Below are 18,728 nucleotides of genomic sequence, written 5' to 3' on the forward strand. Positions count from 1 at the left end.
CCGTGCCGTCCCGCGGCGCGTGCCCCGCGCGTTTCTCGGGGCGGTGCGGGTCAGTCCTCGAACGCCTCCGGCGGCGGGCAGGAGCACACCAGGTTGCGGTCGCCGTACGCCTGGTCGATGCGGCGCACCGGCGGCCAGTACTTGCCCTCGCGCAGCGACGGCACCGGGTAGGCGGCCTCCTCACGCGAGTAGGAGTGCTTCCAGTCCTCGGTGATCAGGCAGGCGGCGGTGTGCGGGGCGTTCTTGAGCGGGTTGTCGTCGCGGTCGTAGGCGCCGTCGGCGACCCGCTGGATCTCCCGGCGGATCTCGATCATCGCGTCGCAGAACCGGTCCAGCTCGGCCAGGTCCTCGCTCTCGGTGGGCTCGATCATCAGCGTGCCGGCCACCGGGAACGCCAGGGTCGGGGCGTGGAACCCGTAGTCGATCAGGCGCTTGGCCACGTCCTCGGCGGTGATCCCGGTCTCCTTGGTGATCTTGCGGAGGTCGGCGATGCACTCGTGCGCGACCAGCCCGTTGCGGCCGGTGTACAGGATCGGGTAGTGCGGGGCCAGCCGCCTGGCCAGGTAGTTGGCGGCGATGATGGCGCCCTCGGTGGCGGCGCGCAGCCCGTCGGGGCCCATCATCGCGATGTAGGCCCAGGAGATCGGCAGGATGCCCGCCGAGCCCCACGGCGCCGCCGAGATCGGCCCCACGCCGGTGCCGGCGGGGCCCGCCTCGGGACGCAGCGGGTGGTTGGGCAGGAACGGCACCAGGTGCTCGCGCACGCCGACCGGGCCGACGCCCGGCCCTCCGCCGCCGTGCGGGATGCAGAACGTCTTGTGCAGGTTCAGGTGCGACACGTCGGAGCCGAACTCGCCGGGACGGGCCAGCCCGACCAGCGCGTTGAGGTTGGCGCCGTCGACGTACACCTGGCCGCCCGCCTCGTGCACGGCCGCGCAGACGTCGGTGATGGTCTCCTCGAACACCCCGTGGGTGGACGGGTAGGTCACCATGATCGCGGCCAGCTCGGCGCGGTGCTTGGCGATCTTGGCGTGCAGGTCGTCGAGGTCGATGTTGCCGTGGTCGTCGCACTTGACGACGACCACCCGCATCCCGGCCATGACGGCGCTGGCGGCGTTGGTGCCGTGGGCCGACGACGGGATCAGGCACACGGTGCGGTGCTCCTCGCCGCGGGAGGCGTGGTAGCCGCGGATGGCCAGCAGCCCGGCCAGCTCGCCCTGGGACCCGGCGTTGGGCTGCACCGACACCTTGGCGTACCCGGTGATCTCGGCGAGCCGGTCCTCCAGCTCGGCGATCAGCTCCAGGTAGCCGGCGGCCTGGTCGACCGGCGCGAACGGGTGGATGTTCGCGAACTCCGGCCAGGTGATCGGCTCCATCTCGGTGGTCGCGTTCAGCTTCATCGTGCAGGAGCCGAGCGGGATCATCGACCGGTCCAGCGCGATGTCCTTGTCCTGCAGGCGGCGCAGGTAGCGCAGCATCGCCGTCTCGGAGCGGTGCGCGTGGAACACCGGGTGGGTCAGGTACGGGCTCTCGCGGCGCAGCTCGCCGGGGAACGCCTCGGCCGGGTCCTCCTCGTGCACCGGGTTCACGCCGAAGGCGTCCAGGACGGCGGCGACGTGCTCGGGCAGCGTGGTCTCGTCGCAGGCGATCCCGACGTGGTCGGCGTCGGCGCGGCGCAGGTTGATCCCCCGGTCGCGGGCGGCGGCCACGACCTGGTCGGCGCGGCCGGGGACACGGGCCAGCACGGTGTCGAAGAACGCCTCGTGCACCACCTCGACGCCGCCGCGCCGCAGCCCGGCGGCGAGCTCGGCGGCGCGGCGGTGCACGCGCTGGGCGATCGCCGCCAGCCCCTCGGGCCCGTGGTACACCGCGTACATGCTGGCCATCACGGCCAGCAGCACCTGGGCGGTGCAGATGTTGCTGGTGGCCTTCTCGCGGCGGATGTGCTGCTCGCGGGTCTGCAGCGCCAGCCGGTAGGCGGTGGCGCCGTCGGCGTCCACCGACACCCCCACAAGGCGGCCGGGCAGCTGCCGCTGGAGCCCCTCGCGCACGGCCAGGTATCCGGCGTGCGGGCCGCCGAACCCGTACGGCACGCCGAACCGCTGCGCCGAGCCGACCGCGATGTCGGCGCCGGACTCGCCGGGCGGCCGCAGCAGCGTCAAGGCGAGCAGGTCCGCGGCCACCACGACCTGGGCGCCGCGCTCGTGGGCCTGCTCGGTGATCGGCGCCAGGTCCCGCACGGCGCCCGACGCGCCCGGGTACTGCAGCAGGACGCCGAAGAAGTCGCCGTCGGGCAGCCCGCCGGACAGGTCGGCGGTGACCACCTCGATGCCCAGCGGGATCGCGCGGGTGCGGATCACCTCGATGGTCTGCGGCAGCGCGTCGGCGTCCACCAGGAAGGTGCCGGGCTCCTTGCGCTTGGACGCGCGGTGCGCCAGGGCCATGGCCTCGGCGGCGGCGGTGCCCTCGTCCAGCATGGAGGCGTTCGCGACCGGCAGCCCCGTCAGGTCGGCGACCACCGTCTGGAAGTTCAGCAGCGCCTCCAGCCGGCCTTGGGAGATCTCCGGCTGGTAGGGCGTGTAGGCGGTGTACCAGCCGGGGTTCTCCAGCACGTTCCGCATGATCACGCCGGGGGTGACCGTGCCGTGGTAGCCCAGGCCGATCATGGAGGTGAGCACGGTGTTGCGGCTCGCCAGCTCGCGCAGCCGGGCCAGCGCCGCGGTCTCGCTGAGGGCGGGCGGCAGGTCCAGCGGGCGGGCGGTGCGGATCGCGGCGGGCACCGCGTCGTCGACCAGGGCCTCGGCCCCGGAGTAGCCGATGGCCGCCAGCATCCGGGCGTGCTCGTCGGGGGACGGCCCGATGTGCCGGTCGGCGAACCGGGTCGGGGGATGCTGCGGCGACGCCACCGGGGCGAAGAACTGGGCGGTCATTGGGGATCCTCCTGGGCTGCTGCGGTCGCTCAGGGCGGCCGCCCGCCGCGCTGGCGCGGTCCGGCGACCTGTCTCCCCCTCTGTCTCGGCACCTGAGAGCTTCACCCGCGGAACGGGGTTTCCCCTTCGGTGAGACGCCCCCGCCCATCGGAAGGCGGCGCCTGCTTTCCAGAGGTGCCTCGCCCGAGCGGTCCTTTTGCCTGAGAGGTTCCGGGGAGGGTTTGCCCCTTCGGCGCCCCACGCTGGCGGCGTGGGGTCTCTCCCGCACAGGGTCGACGGCGTCCTATATGGGAACTCTATCCAACAGATCCGTGACGATCGTCCGCCGGGGGACGGCCGTGGCGACGCCGACGGCGCGGAATCCGCGCGCTCGCGGCGTCCCGCGCGGCCGCCCCGGCACGTCGCCAGTACGATAACCACAGCTCACGGACGGGATGATCGCCGCGGGCGCAGGGCGACAACTGTTCCCGGCCGGGGGCGGACGGGGGCGCGGCACGGTGCACGCGCCTCTCGACGCGACGCCGCCGGTTCTGGAACGCTCATCATGATGACAGGTCCGGACGGCGGTGCGGCGGTGACGCAGACCCAGGAGGAGACGGCGCCTCCCGGCGTGGCGGCGACGGTCGGCGTGCCGGTGGAGGAGCCGGCCCGGCCCGACCGGATCCGGCGGCCCTCGGACGCCATCCGGTTCGCCGCCTCGGTGGCCGGGCTGGTCGGGATCATGCTGCTGGTGTCGTTCGCCCAGCAGACCACCCACGGCCTGCAGACCGACATCGCCGAGGGCACCGCGCACGCCCCCCGCTTCCTGCTCACCCTGGCCACGCTGGTGTCCAGCTTCGGGGTGCTGGCGGTGCCGGTGGCCTTCGCGGTCGAGCGGCTGTTCCACAAGGACGGGGTGCGGGTCGCGATCGCGCTGCTCGCCGCGGTGATCGCGTTCGTGCTCACCATCCTGCTGGACGACCTGGTCGTCCCGGCCGCGCCCGGCGGGGTGCTGGACTCCCTGATCTGGGGCGGCACCGACACCGCGCCCGTGCACACCGACATCACGCCGGTCATCGCGTTCGTCACCGCCGTCGGCATGGCGGGCCGAAGCCGCTGGCAGGCCGTCACCTGGACGATGATCGGGCTGGCCGCGCTGACCGGCCTCACCGCCGCGACCGCGTCGGTGGCGGCGCTGGCCGCCACCTACTGCCTCGGCAGCGCCATCGGCCACGGCACCCTGTACGCGGTCGGCACCCCCAACCCGCGGCCGCCGGGCACGGCCGTGCTGGCCGCGCTGGAACGGCTGGGGCTGCGTCCCACCCGCGGGCGGCAGGTGCCCGGCGCCGCCGACGATCCGCGCCACTACACCGTGGCGACCGCGCACTCCCCCGGCGACGCTCCCGCCGACGCCACCGGGCGGCCCCTGCCGGGCGGCGACTGGCAGCTGCGGGTCACCGTCCTGGACCGCGACCAGCAGACCGCCGGGCTGCTGTACCGGGTGTGGCGGCTGGTGCGGCTGCGCGGCGGCTCCACCCGGCGGGCGCTGCGCTCGCTGCGCCGCTCGCTGGAGCAGGAGTCGCTCATGGCCTACGCCATGGAGTCGGCGGGGGTGCGCACGCCGCGGCTGGTGGCCACCTGCGAGGTCGGCACCGAGGCCGCGCTGCTGGCCTACGAGCACGTGCCCGGGCGGCCGCTGGACGCCGTGCGCGACGCCGAGATCACCGACGAGCTGCTCGAGGACGTGTGGCAGCAGCTGCGGCGGCTGCAGGCCGCCCGGCTGGCGCACCGCCGCCTGGAGGGCGACGCGATCCTCGTCGGCGACGACGGCCGCGTCCGCGTCGTCGACCCCCGCTCGGGCGAGATCGCCGCGGGCGACGTGGCGCTGCGGATCGACCTGGCGCAGCTGCTCACCACGGTGGCGTTGCGGGTCGGGCCGGAACGCGCCGTCCGCTCCGCGGCGCGCGTCCTCGGCGACGGGCCGCTGGCCGGGGCGGTGCCGCTGCTGCAGCGGGTGGCGCTGTCGCGGTCCACCCGCGCGGCCGTCCGGCAGGACAGGGAGCTGCTGCCCCGCATCCGCGAGCAGATCCTGCGGCTCAAGCCGGAGACCGAGGCCGCACCGGTGCGGCTGGAGCGGTTCCGGCCGCGCACCATCCTGTCGATCATCGCGCTGACCGTCGCCGCCTACATCGTGGTGCCGCAGCTGTCGAGCGTGAACCTGCCCACCCTGATCTCGCAGGCCGAGTGGTGGTGGGCGGCGGTCGGGCTGGCCGCCTCGGCGGTCACCTACCTGGCGGCGGCGCTGATGCTGATGGGCTTCGTGCCCGAGCGGCTGCCGCTGGGCCGCACCGTGCTGGTGCAGCTCGCCGCGTCGTTCGTCAAGCTGGTCGCGCCCGCCGCGGTCACCGGCGTGGCGCTCAACACCCGGTACCTGCAGCGTTCGGGCGTGCGGCCCGGGCCCGCGGTCGCCAGCGTCGGCGCGTCCCAGCTGATGGGCATGGTGGCGCACATCCTGCTGCTGATCGTGTTCGGGTTCATCACCGGGTCGACCCACAACGCCACCAAGGACCTGGCCCCGTCGCGGACCGTGGTGATCGTGCTGCTGGGGCTGGCGGTGCTGGCCGGGATCGCGCTGACCATCCCGAAGGTGCGGCGGTTCGTGGCGGCCCGGCTGCGCGGCATGTTCTCCGGGGTGGTGCCGCGGCTGGTGGACGTCCTGCAGTCACCCAGCAAGATCGTCCAGGGGGCCGGCGGCACGCTGCTGCTGACCGTGGGGTTCATCGTGTGCCTGGACGCCTGCATCCGCGCGTTCGGCGGGTCGCTGCCCTGGACGGCCGTGGCGGTGGTGTTCCTCACCGGCAACGCCCTGGGCTCGGCCGCCCCCACGCCCGGCGGCCTGGGCGCCGTCGAGGGCGCCCTGACGCTGGCGCTGACGATCTCGGGGCTCACCGCCGACACCGCCACCTCGGCGGTGCTGCTGTTCCGTCTGCTGACCTTCTGGCTGCCCGTCCTGCCGGGCTGGGCCGCCTTCACCTACCTGCAACGCAAAGAAGCGATCTAGCCCCACTCCCCGCCGGGGCCACGGCGGCGGCCTCGTCCGGGCCGCCGCGGGCGTCAGCCCGTCCGGCGGGCGCGGCGGCGGTGCGCCAGCTCGTCGTGGGGATGCTGGGCGGGACCGTCGGCGGTGGCTCTCTCGCCGGGCAGCTCGGCGAGGCTGCCCTCGACCTCCTGCCACACCCGGCCCAGCGCGATCCCGAACACGCCCTGCCCGCCCTGCAGCAGGTCGACCACCTCGTCGGCCGAGGTGCACTCGTAGACGCTGACCCCGTCGCTCATCAAAGTGATCTGCGCCAGGTCCTGGACGCCGCGGTCGCGCAGGTGCGCCACGGCGGTACGGATCTGCTGCAGCGACACCCCCGTGTCCAGCAGCCGCTTGACCACTTTGAGCACCAGGATGTCGCGGAAGCTGTACAGGCGCTGGCTGCCCGACCCGTGCGCGGCCCGCACGCTGGGCTCCACCAGGCCGGTGCGCGCCCAGTAGTCGAGCTGACGGTAGGTGATCCCCGCGGCCGCACACGCCGTCGGGCCGCGGTAGCCGACATCCTCAGGCGGCGCCGACACCTCGGTGTCGAACAGCAGTCCCTGCTCTCCGGCACGCTGGGACGCCATCTGCCTGTCGGGGGTCGCCTTGCCCTCGCCGCTGCTCACCGCCACGCGGACCTCCGGCTTCTATCAGCCCGCGGCGTTCCGTCAAGGGGGTTTGACGAATGACGCCACGAGTGTTCCACCAGCACGGTAGGTGCCGGTCAGAGTGTGGTCAACGTTCGTCGTCGGCGCGTCGCATGCCCGGATGAACCGCCTTCACGTGGGCAAACTGCACACCTTCGCACTCATTCTCTCCTACCCCGCCGCCTCCGGAGCCGAACGACCGGCCGCCCGCGCCGCAAGTTCACACAGATCAGAGCATGATCTTGCATCCGCGGCGCACCCGCTCCCGGGACGCCGACCCCCCGGCGCCCCGTCATCGCACTCCTGTGCCGCACGTCACACGCCATACTCCCCCAGGAATCGGCGACCGCACATCCTCACGGGCCCAATGCCCTTACCCGGCGGCCACCTAACCGATACCGGCCACACTTTTTCTGGAGACCCGGCTCCACCGGCACGTTGGTGGGTCGAAGGCCGGCACGGACGCGGACCGTTCGGCGCCCATGGCCCGGCCACGCGTAGGTGACCAGGCGACCGCTCAGTCCGGACTGTGGTACCGGTTCCAGTCCGGCGGCCTTCGCGCCGCATCGATCTGTGCGCGCACTTCCTCCTTGCGCGCCTCCGAACGTTCCCGCAGCTCTCGGTCGGCCTCAGCACTCACGCGCTTCAACCAGCGCCGATACCTGTCCCGCAGAGAGTCCCCACCTCGACGCCCCATGCGCCCAATGTGCTCCCGATCCGACCGATCGACAAGCGAGACCGCAAATTCCAGGGGGCGGCCTTCTTGGGGAAACAGCGGGCCGGGTCTGCGGCGAAGGTGAGCGCAGCTCGCAAGGCGGGGGGCGCGCCTTGGGCGGGGGTTCCAGGGGGTCGTCCCCCTGGGAGAAACAGCGGGCCGGGCCTTCGGCGAAGGTGAGCGCAGCTCACCGAGCAGGGGAATCCGCCCGGCACGCTATCCGGCGCGGCCGAAGTCCTCGGGGGTGATGGTGTCGAGGAACTCCCGGAACTTCTCGACCTCGTCCTCCTGCTCGTCGGGGATGGCGACGCCGGCCTCCTCGAGCACGTCCTCGCTGGCGAAGATGGTCGCGCCGGTGCGCAGTGCCAGCGCGATCGAGTCGGACGGGCGGGCGCTGACCTCCACGCCGTTGGAGAAGACCAGGTCGGCGAAGAAGATGCCCTCGCGCAGGGCGGTGATGTTCACGGTGCGCAGCTGGACGCTCAGCGCGTCCAGCACGTCGCGGAAAAGGTCGTGGGTCAGCGGACGGGCCGGCAGCACCCCCTGCTGGGCGAAGGCGATCGCGGTCGCCTCGACCGCCCCGATCCAGATGGGCAGGTACCGGTCGCCGTCGCTCTCCTTCAACAGGACGATCGGCTGATTGGAGGGCATCTCGACCCGGACGCCGACGACCTCCATCTGCTTCACTGCGGCTCCCTGCTGGTCCTCGCTGTTTCGATCACCACGTGCCCGGATCGATGTCTGACCGAACCCTAAGGCCCAACGTACACCCAGCATCGGACGGTGGCCCCCGCCGACCGCGCGGCAATAACCTCCGTGCGGCCCATGATCAGGGGTCAAGGGTTTCGCGCAGCCCCGTGGAGACCAGCGCCTCGTGCAGCCGCACCCACAGCTCGGCGATCTCGCGGGCGGCCTCGGCGGCCTGCTCGTGGGCGCCCGGGCTGCGGCGGCGCAGCTGCGGGGCGACCACCTGCTCGATCAGCCCGACCTGCCGGTCGGCGGCGGCCTTGGCCGTGCGCAGGTGCCGCACCTGCACGCCGAACCGGCCGAGGGCGGCCGCGGTGCGGGCCACCGTCAGCGCCTCGGCGTCGTAGTACGCGCCGGTCCGGCGGACCAGGCCGTACTCCTCCAGTTCGGCCAGCAGGTCGTCGTCGATGCCCGCGCCGTCGAGCAGCTGGCGGCGGGTGAGCCGGACCGCCGGGACGGGCGCGGTGGCGTCGGCGGCGACCAGGGTGCGGGGGCGGCGCGCGGCGCCGTCGGCGCGGCGGGAGCCGAGCGCCGGGGCGGGCTCGCCGCGGTCCATGGCGTCCAGGTGCTGGCGGATCACCCGCAGCGGCAGGTAGTGGTCGCGCTGGGCGCTCAGGATGAACCGCAGCCGCTCCACGTCGGCCGGACTGAACTTGCGGTAGCCGGCCGGGCTGCGCGCGGGTTCGATCAGGCCCTCCGCCTCCAGGAAACGGATCTTGGAGATGGTGACGTCCGGGAAGTCCGGCCGCAGCAGCGCCAGGACGTCCCCGATCGTCATCAGGGTCCGGGCCGGTTGCGCGGTCATGGTGCCTCTCCTCCCGGCCGTGTGCCCGTGCCGTGCCCCCTCGCCGTCATGGTCGCCGTCGTGGTCGCCGCTGTGGTCGCCGTCATGGTGTCGTCCGCCCGCGCGCCGGATCGCCGCCCGGTCAGCCGTGCTGCGGGTTGGTCAGGAACACCAGCCGGAACTTGCCGATCTGGACCTCGTCGCCGCCCGACAGCCCCGCCTGGTCGATCCGCTGCCGGTTGACGTAGGTGCCGTTGAGGCTGCCCACGTCGCGCACCCAGAAGGCGCCGCCCTCGCGGGCGAACTCGGCGTGCCGGCGCGAGACGGTGACGTCGTCGAGGAAGATGTCGCTCTCGGGGTGGCGGCCGGCGGACGTGCGGTCCTTGTCCAGCAGGAAGCGGCTGCCCGCGTTGGGGCCCCGCTTGACCACCAGCAGCGCGGTGCCCGGCGGCAGCGCCTCCACCGTGACCTGGTCGGCGCCGAACGGCTCGGCCGCCTGGTCGGTGTCGTCGGCGAGCGCCTCGATCCCCGCGATCGAGATCGTCGAGGTGGACTCGCCCGGCGACTCTCGGGGAGGCAGGGGCGAGCCCGCGCCCCGCGTCAGCGGGGTGCCGCAATTGGAGCAGAAGCGGGCATCATCCGGGTTGGCGTGACCGCACTGCGTGCAGTAGACGCTCGGCATCGATCGGCTCGGCCTCCTACCATCGGCGTGCCGCACGCGAACGGCCCGCTGCCGCGGGTGCCGCCTGCGCCACGCGCATCCCTACTACCAACCCCACACCGGGGACCCGCCCGGCCACGGTCCAGCCCGCCGCCCGTTCAGGCGACGGTTGCCGCAACTTACGCGGGTGGGGCCCGAGGGGTCAACCGGAACGGCGAGCCGGCTGGCCCCCCAAGCTACCTTTCACAATGATCGCAGGTCTATGCCGCCGCGCGGGACGCGAATCGATCACCGTTTGCGGATACCCCTAACCAGACCGTATCGCGCTGACCGCCAGCCGTGCGCGCGAGGTGATCGTGACGGTGGCGCCGAGGCCGCGCAGGGTCCGCACGACGCCGCCGGGGATGTTGAGCGCGGTGGTCATGGTGTGGGCGTCGCCGATGGCCAGGAAGCGGTACGGGACGCTCAGCCGCCGCCCGTCGGCGAGCACGCCGCCGCCCGGGGCGTCCAGGAAGTAGGTGTCGGCCCCGGCCCGCACGTCGCCGACCTGGATGACCTCGGCGCCGGCGTCGCGCAGCTCCTGCAGGGCGTCCAGCAGGTTGAGGGCGCGCACGGCGCCGCGCGGGTCGTCGATGACCAGCTCGATGCCGGGTCCCTCGGCGGGCAGGGTGCCCGCCAGCAGGCCGTAGGTGCGGGCGCGTTCGCGGGCCTCGCGCAGTGCGGTCTCGCCCTGCGCGTCGCGTTCCAGCCCGGCCTTGGTGTCCTCCAGCTCCCGGATGTCGGCGCGCAGCCGCTCGGACCGCTGTGACAGATCCGACAGGATGCCCACGAGCTCGTCCTGGCGGGCCGTGGCGAACGCGCCGTCGTGCTTGGTGGCGCGCACCTGCGCCACGACGGCGAAGCCGAGCACCAGGCACAGCAGGCCGCCCAGGAACTGCCCGCGGGTGGAGCGCGGGCGCAGCAGGTCCAGCAGGAGCCGCGCGCCTCCGGGCCGCTCGCCGGACGCGGCGGTCGTGTCGCCGGACTCGCCGGACGTACCGACGGGCGCGGCGGTCGTGTCGTCGGGTGCGCCGCTCATGCGCCGAACAGCTTGCGGCGGATGGCGGCCGCGTTGGAGAAGATGCGGATGCCGAGCACGACCACCACGCCGGTGGACAGCTGCGAGCCCACCCCGAGCTGGTCGCCCAGGAAGACGATCAGCGCCGCGATCACGGTGTTGCTGACGAACGAGACGACGAACACCTTCTCGTCGAAGACGCCCTCCAGCCGGGCCCGCACGCCGCCGGACAGGGCGTCCAGCGCCGCCACGATCGCGATCGGCAGGTAGGGCTGCAGCCACAGCGGGACGGCCGGGTCCAGCAGCAGGCCGAGCGCCACCCCGATCACCAGGCCGATGAGCGCGATCACGACCGGGTCTCCTGTTCCACTGTCCTCCCCCTCACGAGCCGGCCGCGCGGGCGTGCCGCAGCCTCAGGACGCCCGCGGCGGGCAGCCGCAGCCCCTCCACGCGGCGGACCCGGTAGCGGATGCCGAAGCGGTCCTCCAGCGCGCGCAGCCGGCGGTCGGCGGCCGAGCCGCCGAAGGCGTCGAGCATCCGGCCGGGGTCGCCGACGGCGGTCACCCGGTAGGGGCCGCTGAGCGGACGGTAGTCCACCAGCACGGCCTCCCCCGCCGAGCGGATCGCGGTGGTCGGGGTGAGCCGCTGGCCGTTGACGGCGATGGCGACGGCCCCGGCCGCCCACAGCCCGTTGACCAGCACCTGAAGGTCCTGATCATAGACCCGGCCCTCGTCGCCGCGCCGGTCGCCCTGCTCGGCCCGGTCGGCGTCGTCGACGGTGACGACCAGGCCGTCCCCGGAGATGGGGGTGGCCGCGGCGGCGGCCGCGGCCGTGGACAGCTCGCCGCGCACGCGGCGTCCCTCGGCGCTGCGGGCCAGCGCCATGGCGCGGGCGCGCTCGGTCTCGTCGCGGGCCTGTTCCAGCCGCTGCTGCAGGGCGTCGTTGTCGCCGGTGCGGGCGCGGATCTGCGCGACGAGCCGGGACCGCTGCTCGGCGGCGACCGGCTGGCTGCGCCGCACCTCCGCGGACGCGGCGGCCAGCAGCACGCCGACCAGCACCAGGACCAGCAGCACGCCGGTGCCGCGCAGGCGCCCGCGCGGGGCGAGGTCGCCGGCGGCGGCGCGGCGGGCGGCGGCGTCGGCGTAGCCGGGGTCGAGCAGCCTGCCGGCGAACAGGTCGGCCAGCAGCGACATGGTGGCGTCCGGACGTTCCCGGCCGCTGCCGGGGGCGTCGGGTCTTCGGCTGATCACCGCCCCATCATGGCAAGGCCGCGGGGGACGACGCGCAGGTCAGCCGCTGTGACCTCCATCGCGGGAGGCGGACGTGCCGCCGCGCGGGCGCGGCGACCGCACGTGGAGGACGGCGCCGCCGCCGGGGCCGGCCGTCACGACCGCGCGTCAGGAAGTCACGCCCGCGCGTCAGGGCGTCACGGCGGCGGCGCGGGAGCGGTCGAGGCCCAGGTGCACCGCGAGGCCGGCCAGGACCGAGCCCATCACGTACCGCTGGACGCGCTGCCAGGCCGGGCGGCGGGCCAGGAACCGGGCGATCGAGCCCGCGCCCAGCACGATCAGGCCGTTGACGGTGATCGCGATGGCGATCTGGGTCAGGCCGAGCAGCAGGCTCTGCGCGGCGACGTGGCCGCGCGCGGGGTCGACGAACTGCGGCAGCAGCGACACGTACAGGATGGCGATCTTCGGGTTGAGCAGGTTGGTGACCAGGCCCATGACGAACAGGCGGCGCGGCGGGTCGGCGGGCAGGTCGCGCGGCGCGAACACCGCCGTTCCGCCGGGGCGCAGGGCCTGCCAGGCCAGCCACAGCAGGTAGGCGGCACCGGCCAGTTTGATCGCGGTGTAGACGGCGGGGACCAGCGTGAACACCGCGGTCAGACCGACGGTGGCGGCGACGACGTAGAGGACGAAGCCGGTCGCCACCCCGCCCAGCGAGATGAGCCCGGCCCGGCGGCCCTGAATGATCGACCTGGACACCAGGTAGATCATGTTCGGGCCGGGCGTCAGCACCAGGCCGAGCGCCACCGCCGCGATGCCGAGAAACGCACCGAAGGAAATCATCGAACCCCCCTGCCGGAAATGTCCCTCGATGCTAGCGGTTGCCGTGATCTTGGGGCCAGACGCCGGCGCGTTCCGGCGGGCAAGGTGCCGGCGGGCTAGGTGCCGGCGCGTTCGACGACGGCGGCCCACTCCTCCAGCAGGGCCTGTGTGGAGTCGGCGTCGGGGCCCTCGGCCCACAGGCGGGTGACGGGCTGGGCGGGGTCGGGCAGCACCAGAACCCAGCGGCCGTCGTCCTCGACGACGCGCACGCCGTCGGTGGTGTCGATCGTGCGGTCGCCCGCCGCCTCCACCACATGCCGCATCACGCCGCCCTTGGCCGCCCACGGGGTGGGCACCGAGCGGCTGAGCAGGTGCGCCTCGGGGATGCGCCGGTCGATCTGCGACAACGTCAGCCGGGTCCGCGCGACCAGGCCGACCAGGCGGACGAACGCGGCGATGCCGTCCACCGTGGTGCTGAACTCCGGCATGATGAAGCCGCCGCGGCCGTCCCCGGCGAAGATCACCCCGGGCTGGGCGGCGGCGCGGGTGAGCACGTCCTGGGCGGTGGAGGTCCACTCGACCTGCACGCCGTGGAAGCGGCAGACCTGCTCGGCGACGCGGGTGGTGGTGACCGGCAGCGCGACCCGTCCGCCGCGCCGTTCGGCGGCCACCAGGTCCAGCATGACCAGCAGGGCCCGGCCGTCGCCGATCAGCTCGCCGTTCTCGTCGACCAGCGAGATCCGCTCCCCCACCGGGTCGAACCGCACGCCGAACGCCGCGCGCGCCGAGGACACCAGTTCGCCCAGGCGCTGCAGGTCGCGCATGCGCTCGGCGAGCGTCTCTGTGGGGTTGGCCTCGTCCAGGGCGTTGTTGCGGGTCAGCACCTCCACCCCGACCCTGCCCAGCAGCGTCGGCAGCACCAGCGAGGTGGTGCCGCCCGCGCAGTCCAGCACGATCTTCAGCCCGGCCTCGCGCACCCCGGACATGTCGACGTCGCGCAGCAGCTCGTGGGTGTAGGTGCCGACGGTGCGGGCCGGATAGGTCAGCTCGGCGATCTCGCCGGGGAAGGCGCGCCGGTACTCCCGGCGGCCGAACACCCGCTCCAGCTTGCGCTGGGCGGCCTGGGACAGGTCGGCGCCGTCGGCGTCCATGAACAGCATGTCCACGCCCTGCGGGTCGCCGGGGGTGGTGCGGATGTAGATGCCGCCCGCGCACTCCTCGCGCGCGGTCTCGTGGCGGGCCATCGGCAGCGGGCACGCCTCCAGGTCGCGGACGTTGATGGCGCTGGAGGTCAGCGCGCTGATCACGGCGCGCTTGAGGGTGGTGGCGGCGCGGGAGGCGTCGCGGCCGGTGGTGACGGTGCTGCCCTTGGTGAGCGTGGTGGCGTAGGCGCTGGCCAGCCGCACCGCCAGCTCGGGGGTGATCTCCACGTTGACCAGGCCGGACACCCCGCGCGGGCCGAACAGGGTGCGCTGCCCGCGCGACTCCCAGATCACGCTGGTGTTGACCACCGCGCCGGCCTCGACGGTCTTGAACGGGTACACCTTGACCTGGTTGGACAGGTACGCCTCGGCCTCGATGACGCACTCGTCGCCGACCACCACGCCCTCCTCGACGCGGGCACCGGCCATGATGTCGGTGTTCTTGCCGATCACGCAGCCGCGCAGGGTGGCCGAGGGGCCGACGAACACGTTGTCGTGCACGATCGCGCGGTGCAGGAACGCGCCCTCCTTGACCACCACGTTGCTGCCGAGGACGGTGAACTCGCGCAGCTCCACCCCGGCCTCGACCTTGGCGTAGTCGCCGACGTACAGCGGGCCCTTCAGCACCGCCTCGGCGTCGACCTCGGCGCCCTCGGCCACGCGCACCCCGGGTGACAGCTCGAACCCGCCCAGATCGACGTCGACGAGCCCGGACAGCATGTCGGCCTGCGCCTTGAGGTAGCTGTCGTGGGTGCCGACGTCCTCCCAGTAGCAGTCGGCGATGTACCCGTAGATCGGCGCGCCGCGCGCGACGAGCTCGGGGAACACGTCGCCGGACCAGTCGACCGGCTCGCCGGCGGCGACGTGGTCGAGCACCTCCGGCTCCATGACGTAGATGCCGGTGTTGACGGTGTCGGAGAACACCTGGCCCCAGGTGGGCTTCTCCAGGAACCGCTGGACGCGGCCCTCGTCGTCCACGATGATGATGCCGAACTCCAGCGGGTCGGGCACCCGCTTGAGCCCGATGGTGACCAGGGCGCCGTTGCGCTCGTGCGCGCGGACCATGTCGGTCAGGTCGATGTCGGTGAGCGCGTCCCCGGAGATCACCAGGAAGCGGTCGTCGCGCAGCGCCTCCTGGGCGTTCTTGACGCTGCCGGCGGTGCCCAGCGGCACGTCCTCGGTGGCGTAGCTGAGCGCCATGCCCAGCTCCTCGCCGTCGCCGAAGTAGTTGCGGATCAGCGCGGCCAGGAACTGCACGGTCACCACGGTCTCGGTGAACCCGTGCCGTTTGAGCAGCCGCAGCACGTGTTCCATGATCGGCCGGTTGACGAGCGGGAGCAGGGGCTTGGGCTGGTTGGCGGTCATCGGGCGCAGCCGCGTCCCCTCACCGCCCGCCATCACGACGGCCTTCATCGGGGTTTATCCGCTCCCTCCTGTTCACCGGACGGGGGGCTCCCGTCCGCCGGAGGCGGCGCGCCGGACGCGTCGCCGTGCTGGTGCCGCCCGGGTGGTTCACCCGCGGGCGCCTCCCCCGTGGGTTCTTCCCCGTCCCGGCCGGTTCGTTCCCCGCCGGTTGGTTCTGCGCCGGTTCGTTCTCCACCGGTTCGTTCCCCGGCGGGGACGTCCCCGGCGGGCCCGGCCAGCATGAGCTGCCGCGTCTGCCACCAGTACAGGGCCGCGGCCCACCAGTACAGGCCCGTCCCCCAGATCGCGAAGCACCAGCCGACGATCTTGGCGGTGGTGGCCACGGCGCCGTCGTGGTCGCCCAGCAGCAGCAGCGGGAAGGCGTACAGCAGGCACAGCGTGGCGGCCTTGCCCACGAAGTGCACCGGCAGCGTCCCGCCGTATCCCAGGCGCCGCATCAGCGGCATGATCGGCGTGATCGCGACCTCCCGGCCGACGAGCAGGATCACCAGCCACAGCGGGATCACGTCGCGGACGGTCAGGCCGATCAGGGTGACCAGGATGTAGAGCCGGTCGGCGGCCGGGTCCAGCACCATGCCGAGCTTGCTGGTCTGGTTGAGGGCGCGCGCCAGGCGGCCGTCCAGCCAGTCCGACAGGCCGGCGAACACCAGCACGCCCAGCGCCCACCAGTCGGCGCCGACCAGTACCAGCCACAGGAACAGCGGCACGCCGAGCAGGCGCGCGAAGCTCAGGATGTTCGGTATCGTCCAGATCCGGCCGGACGCCGTCGCGAAGTCGTCCCTCTCGGGAGGCGGCTGCTCGCGCAGCGGCCCCCCGGCCCCCGGTGCACCGGGTGGCGACGCTCCACGTCCGGCTCGGGGCGTCACGCCCCCCGTCCCCCCGCCAACGACTGCCATCACTGACGCGCTCGCTCTCCTCGGTCCGGGCCCACCGGCCAGGCAGGACACGCATCTCTGTCCCCTAGATCCTGACCCTACCGGTCAGCTTGCGAAAGCCCCCGATAGCGTCCGGCCCATGCGGTGGACCCTGCACGGCGAGCGGACCGTCTACGACAGCCCCTTCATGTCCGTCCGGCTGGCCGACGTCGAGCTGCCCGACGGGCGGCGCTTCGACCACCATCTGCTGCGGGTGCGTCCGGCCGCCGGCGTCGCCGCGCTGGACGGACACGGCCGTGTGCTGCTGATCTGGCGGCACCGGGTCATCACCGACCGGTGGGGCTGGGAGATCCCCGGCGGGCGGGTCGAGCCGGGTGAGGACCCCGCCGACGCCGCCGCCCGCGAGCTGGTCGAGGAGACCGGGTGGCGCCCGGGCCCGCTGCGGCATCTGCTGGACGTCCACCCGTCGCCGGGCGTGCACGATGGCGTTCATCACATCTTCACCGCCGACGGCGCCGGCGATCCGGCCGACGTGGAGGCCGAGCGGATCGAGTGGGTCCCGCTGGCGTCCGCGCCGGAGCCGGCGGCCCGGGGCGAGATCGGCTCGGGGTCGACGGCGGCGGCGCTGCTTTACCTCATGTCCCGGGGTTGCGGCAACGGGGGTGCGGCGGGTTAGCGTCGGCGCGACAGATCGCGGGGGCCCGGCGAACCGGGCTGAGATCGCGGCTGAGACGGCCGCCGACCGCTGGAACCTGACCGGGTAATGCCGGCGTAGGGAGAGATCACGTCATCATGACCGACAGCGTGTCCACACCTGTCCACGACGCCCGTCCCGCCCGCAGGACGTATCTCGTCGGGTCGCGTCCCGACGTGCGCGTCCCCATGCGGGAGGTGGCGCTGACCAACGGCGCGACGGTGGTGCTGTACGACACCTCCGGGCCGTACACCGATCCGGGCCACGTCGTCGACGTGCGGCGCGGCCTGCCCGCCCTGCGGGCCGGGTGGATCGCCGAACGCGGCGACACCGCCGAGTACGAGGGGCGGCCCGTCCGTCTGGAGGACGATGGCCGCCGGTCCGCCGATCCGCTGCGTGACCAGGGGGCCTTCCCGCCGCGCCGGCCGCGCCGGGCCACCGGCGGGGCGGTGACGCAGCGGGCGTACGCGCGGCGCGGGGAGATCACACCGGAGATGGAGTTCGCGGCGCTGCGCGAGGGGGTGGCGCCCGAGGTGGTCCGCGCGGAACTGGCGGCGGGACGGGCGGTGCTGCCCGCCAACGTCAACCATCCCGAGTCCGAGCCGATGGTGATCGGCTCCCGCTTCCTCTGCAAGGTCAACGCGAACATCGGCAATTCCGCGGTGACCTCCTCCATCGAGGAGGAGGTGGAGAAGATGACCTGGGCGACGCGGTGGGGCGCCGACACGGTCATGGACCTGTCCACCGGACGCGACATCCACACCACGCGCGAGTGGATCCTGCGCAACTCGCCCGTCCCGGTGGGGACGGTGCCGCTGTACCAGGCGCTGGAGAAGGTCGGCGGCGACCCGGCCGAGCTGACCTACGAGATCTTCCGCGACACCGTCATCGAGCAGGCCGAGCAGGGCGTGGACTACATGACCGTGCACGCCGGGGTGCTGCTGCGGTACGTCCCGCTGACCGCGCGCCGCAAGACCGGCATCGTGTCGCGCGGCGGGTCGATCATGGCGGCGTGGTGCCTGGCGCACCACGAGGAGAACTTCCTCTACACCAACTTCCGCGAGCTGTGCGAGATCTTCGCCGCCTACGACATCACCTGGTCGCTGGGCGACGGGCTGCGCCCCGGGTCGATCGCCGACGCCAACGACGAGGCGCAGTTCGCCGAGCTGCGCACGCAGGGCGAGCTCACCCGGATCGCCGCCGAGTACGACAACCAGGTGATGAACGAGGGCCCGGGGCACGTCCCCATGCACAAGATCAAGGAGAACGTCGACCTGCAGCGGGAGCTGTGCGACGGGGCGCCGTTCTACACGCTGGGCCCGCTGACCACCGACATCGCGCCCGGCTACGACCACATCACCTCCGCGATCGGCGCGGCGATGATCGGCTGGTACGGCACCGCGATGCTGTGCTACGTCACGCCCAAGGAGCACCTGGGCCTGCCGGACCGCGACGACGTCAAGGCGGGCGTGATCGCCTACAAGATCGCCGCGCACGCCGCGGACCTGGCCAAGGGGCATCCGGGCGCGCAGGCGTGGGACGACGCGCTGTCGGACGCGCGGTTCGAGTTCCGCTGGGAGGACCAGTTCAACCTCTCCCTGGACCCCGACACCGCCCGCGCCTTCCACGACGAGACGCTCCCGGCCGAGCCCGCCAAGACCGCGCACTTCTGCTCGATGTGCGGGCCGCACTTCTGTGCGATGAAGATCACACAGGACGTGCGCCGGTACGCCGAGGAGCGGGCGCTGCCCGAGTCCGAGGCGCTGGCGGCGGGGATGCGTGAGAAGGCCGCCGAGTTCACCGCGTCCGGCGGCCGCGTCTACCTGCCGATCACCCCGTCGGACGCCTGACCCGCCGCCCGTCCGTCCCGTCCGTCCCGGG

14 protein-coding genes and 2 riboswitches are annotated in these 18,728 nt (G+C 73.3%); of the genes, 3 read left to right on the forward strand and 11 right to left on the reverse strand.

The window, feature by feature from the left end; translation table 11 throughout:
• Positions 1-50: 50 nt before the first annotated feature.
• A complete protein-coding gene (gene gcvP / locus ABZ801_RS31595; RefSeq protein ID WP_360704819.1) occupies positions 51-2,930 on the reverse strand; it encodes an aminomethyl-transferring glycine dehydrogenase in 2,880 nt (959 codons plus the stop codon).
• A 178-nt stretch (positions 2,931-3,108) separates the two neighbouring features.
• Positions 3,109-3,205, reverse strand: a riboswitch (glycine riboswitch).
• A gap of 272 nt (positions 3,206-3,477) precedes the next feature.
• Here gcvP and ABZ801_RS31600 point away from each other — a divergent pair.
• Positions 3,478-5,970, forward strand: coding sequence for a flippase-like domain-containing protein (locus ABZ801_RS31600; RefSeq protein WP_344943975.1), 2,493 nt, complete (start codon positions 3,478-3,480; stop codon positions 5,968-5,970).
• 53 nt (positions 5,971-6,023) lie between these two features.
• On the opposite strand, the gene ABZ801_RS31605 is transcribed toward ABZ801_RS31600, so the two are convergent.
• From ABZ801_RS31605 to ABZ801_RS31650, 10 genes are all read right to left on the reverse strand, one after another.
• On the reverse strand, positions 6,024-6,623 hold the full coding sequence (locus ABZ801_RS31605) for a MerR family transcriptional regulator (RefSeq protein WP_360704822.1): 600 nt from the start codon (positions 6,621-6,623) through the stop codon (positions 6,024-6,026).
• 946 nt (positions 6,624-7,569) lie between these two features.
• Positions 7,570-8,040, reverse strand: coding sequence for a bifunctional nuclease family protein (locus tag ABZ801_RS31610; protein ID WP_285494683.1), 471 nt, complete (start codon positions 8,038-8,040; stop codon positions 7,570-7,572).
• A gap of 142 nt (positions 8,041-8,182) precedes the next feature.
• Positions 8,183-8,905: a MerR family transcriptional regulator gene (locus ABZ801_RS31615; RefSeq protein ID WP_344943983.1), complete on the reverse strand. Its 723-nt coding sequence runs from the start codon at positions 8,903-8,905 to the stop codon at positions 8,183-8,185.
• Positions 8,906-9,026: 121 nt separating this feature from the next.
• Entirely contained in the window at positions 9,027-9,566 is a 540-nt protein-coding gene (locus ABZ801_RS31620; protein WP_344943986.1) for an FHA domain-containing protein, read from the reverse strand.
• Positions 9,567-9,852: 286 nt separating this feature from the next.
• Positions 9,853-10,623 (reverse strand): DUF881 domain-containing protein, encoded by a 771-nt coding sequence (locus tag ABZ801_RS31625; protein WP_360704826.1) that lies wholly within the window; start codon positions 10,621-10,623, stop codon positions 9,853-9,855.
• Positions 10,620-10,952: a small basic family protein gene (locus ABZ801_RS31630; protein ID WP_344943991.1), complete on the reverse strand. Its 333-nt coding sequence runs from the start codon at positions 10,950-10,952 to the stop codon at positions 10,620-10,622. Before ABZ801_RS31630 ends, ABZ801_RS31625 begins: the two co-directional genes overlap by 4 nt.
• A 31-nt stretch (positions 10,953-10,983) precedes the next feature.
• Positions 10,984-11,853 carry a DUF881 domain-containing protein gene (locus ABZ801_RS31635; RefSeq protein ID WP_360704829.1) on the reverse strand — a complete coding sequence of 290 codons (870 nt, stop codon included), beginning with the start codon at positions 11,851-11,853 and terminating at the stop codon, positions 10,984-10,986.
• A gap of 168 nt (positions 11,854-12,021) precedes the next feature.
• Positions 12,022-12,672: a LysE family translocator gene (locus ABZ801_RS31640; RefSeq protein WP_360704832.1), complete on the reverse strand. Its 651-nt coding sequence runs from the start codon at positions 12,670-12,672 to the stop codon at positions 12,022-12,024.
• Positions 12,673-12,767: 95 nt separating this feature from the next.
• Positions 12,768-15,266, reverse strand: a complete 2,499-nt coding sequence (locus ABZ801_RS31645; RefSeq protein WP_360704835.1) for a mannose-1-phosphate guanyltransferase — start codon at positions 15,264-15,266, stop codon at positions 12,768-12,770.
• Positions 15,263-16,084 carry a CDP-alcohol phosphatidyltransferase family protein gene (locus ABZ801_RS31650; RefSeq protein ID WP_360705172.1) on the reverse strand — a complete coding sequence of 274 codons (822 nt, stop codon included), beginning with the start codon at positions 16,082-16,084 and terminating at the stop codon, positions 15,263-15,265. Before ABZ801_RS31650 ends, ABZ801_RS31645 begins: the two co-directional genes overlap by 4 nt.
• Before the next feature lie 208 nt (positions 16,085-16,292).
• On the opposite strand from ABZ801_RS31650, the gene ABZ801_RS31655 reads away from it, so the two are divergent.
• Both ABZ801_RS31655 and thiC read left to right on the forward strand, forming a co-directional pair.
• A complete protein-coding gene (locus ABZ801_RS31655; RefSeq protein WP_360704838.1) occupies positions 16,293-16,829 on the forward strand; it encodes an NUDIX hydrolase in 537 nt (178 codons plus the stop codon).
• A gap of 7 nt (positions 16,830-16,836) precedes the next feature.
• A riboswitch (TPP riboswitch) is annotated at positions 16,837-16,948 on the forward strand.
• On the forward strand, positions 16,946-18,697 hold the full coding sequence (gene thiC, locus ABZ801_RS31660; protein ID WP_360704841.1) for a phosphomethylpyrimidine synthase ThiC: 1,752 nt from the start codon (positions 16,946-16,948) through the stop codon (positions 18,695-18,697). (Overlaps the previous riboswitch by 3 nt.)
• Positions 18,698-18,728: the final 31 nt, after the last annotated feature.

Origin of the sequence: Actinomadura sp. NPDC047616 (assembly GCF_040642915.1) — a bacterium.
Classification (GTDB): Bacteria; Actinomycetota; Actinomycetes; order Streptosporangiales; family Streptosporangiaceae; genus Spirillospora; species Spirillospora miaoliensis.

What these genes read in the sequence shown, in the direction of transcription:
- gcvP (WP_360704819.1), bottom strand. Translation starts at nt 2,930, where the DNA reads ATGACCGCCCAGTTCTTCGCCCCGGTGGCGTCGCCGCAGCATCCCCCG.
- ABZ801_RS31600 (WP_344943975.1), top strand. Translation starts at nt 3,478, where the DNA reads ATGACAGGTCCGGACGGCGGTGCGGCGGTGACGCAGACCCAGGAGGAG.
- ABZ801_RS31615 (WP_344943983.1), bottom strand. Translation starts at nt 8,905, where the DNA reads ATGACCGCGCAACCGGCCCGGACCCTGATGACGATCGGGGACGTCCTG.
- ABZ801_RS31620 (WP_344943986.1), bottom strand. Translation starts at nt 9,566, where the DNA reads ATGCCGAGCGTCTACTGCACGCAGTGCGGTCACGCCAACCCGGATGAT.
- ABZ801_RS31625 (WP_360704826.1), bottom strand. Translation starts at nt 10,623, where the DNA reads ATGAGCGGCGCACCCGACGACACGACCGCCGCGCCCGTCGGTACGTCC.
- ABZ801_RS31640 (WP_360704832.1), bottom strand. Translation starts at nt 12,672, where the DNA reads ATGATTTCCTTCGGTGCGTTTCTCGGCATCGCGGCGGTGGCGCTCGGC.
- ABZ801_RS31645 (WP_360704835.1), bottom strand. Translation starts at nt 15,266, where the DNA reads ATGAAGGCCGTCGTGATGGCGGGCGGTGAGGGGACGCGGCTGCGCCCG.
- ABZ801_RS31655 (WP_360704838.1), top strand. Translation starts at nt 16,293, where the DNA reads ATGCGGTGGACCCTGCACGGCGAGCGGACCGTCTACGACAGCCCCTTC.
- thiC (WP_360704841.1), top strand. Translation starts at nt 16,946, where the DNA reads ATGACCGACAGCGTGTCCACACCTGTCCACGACGCCCGTCCCGCCCGC.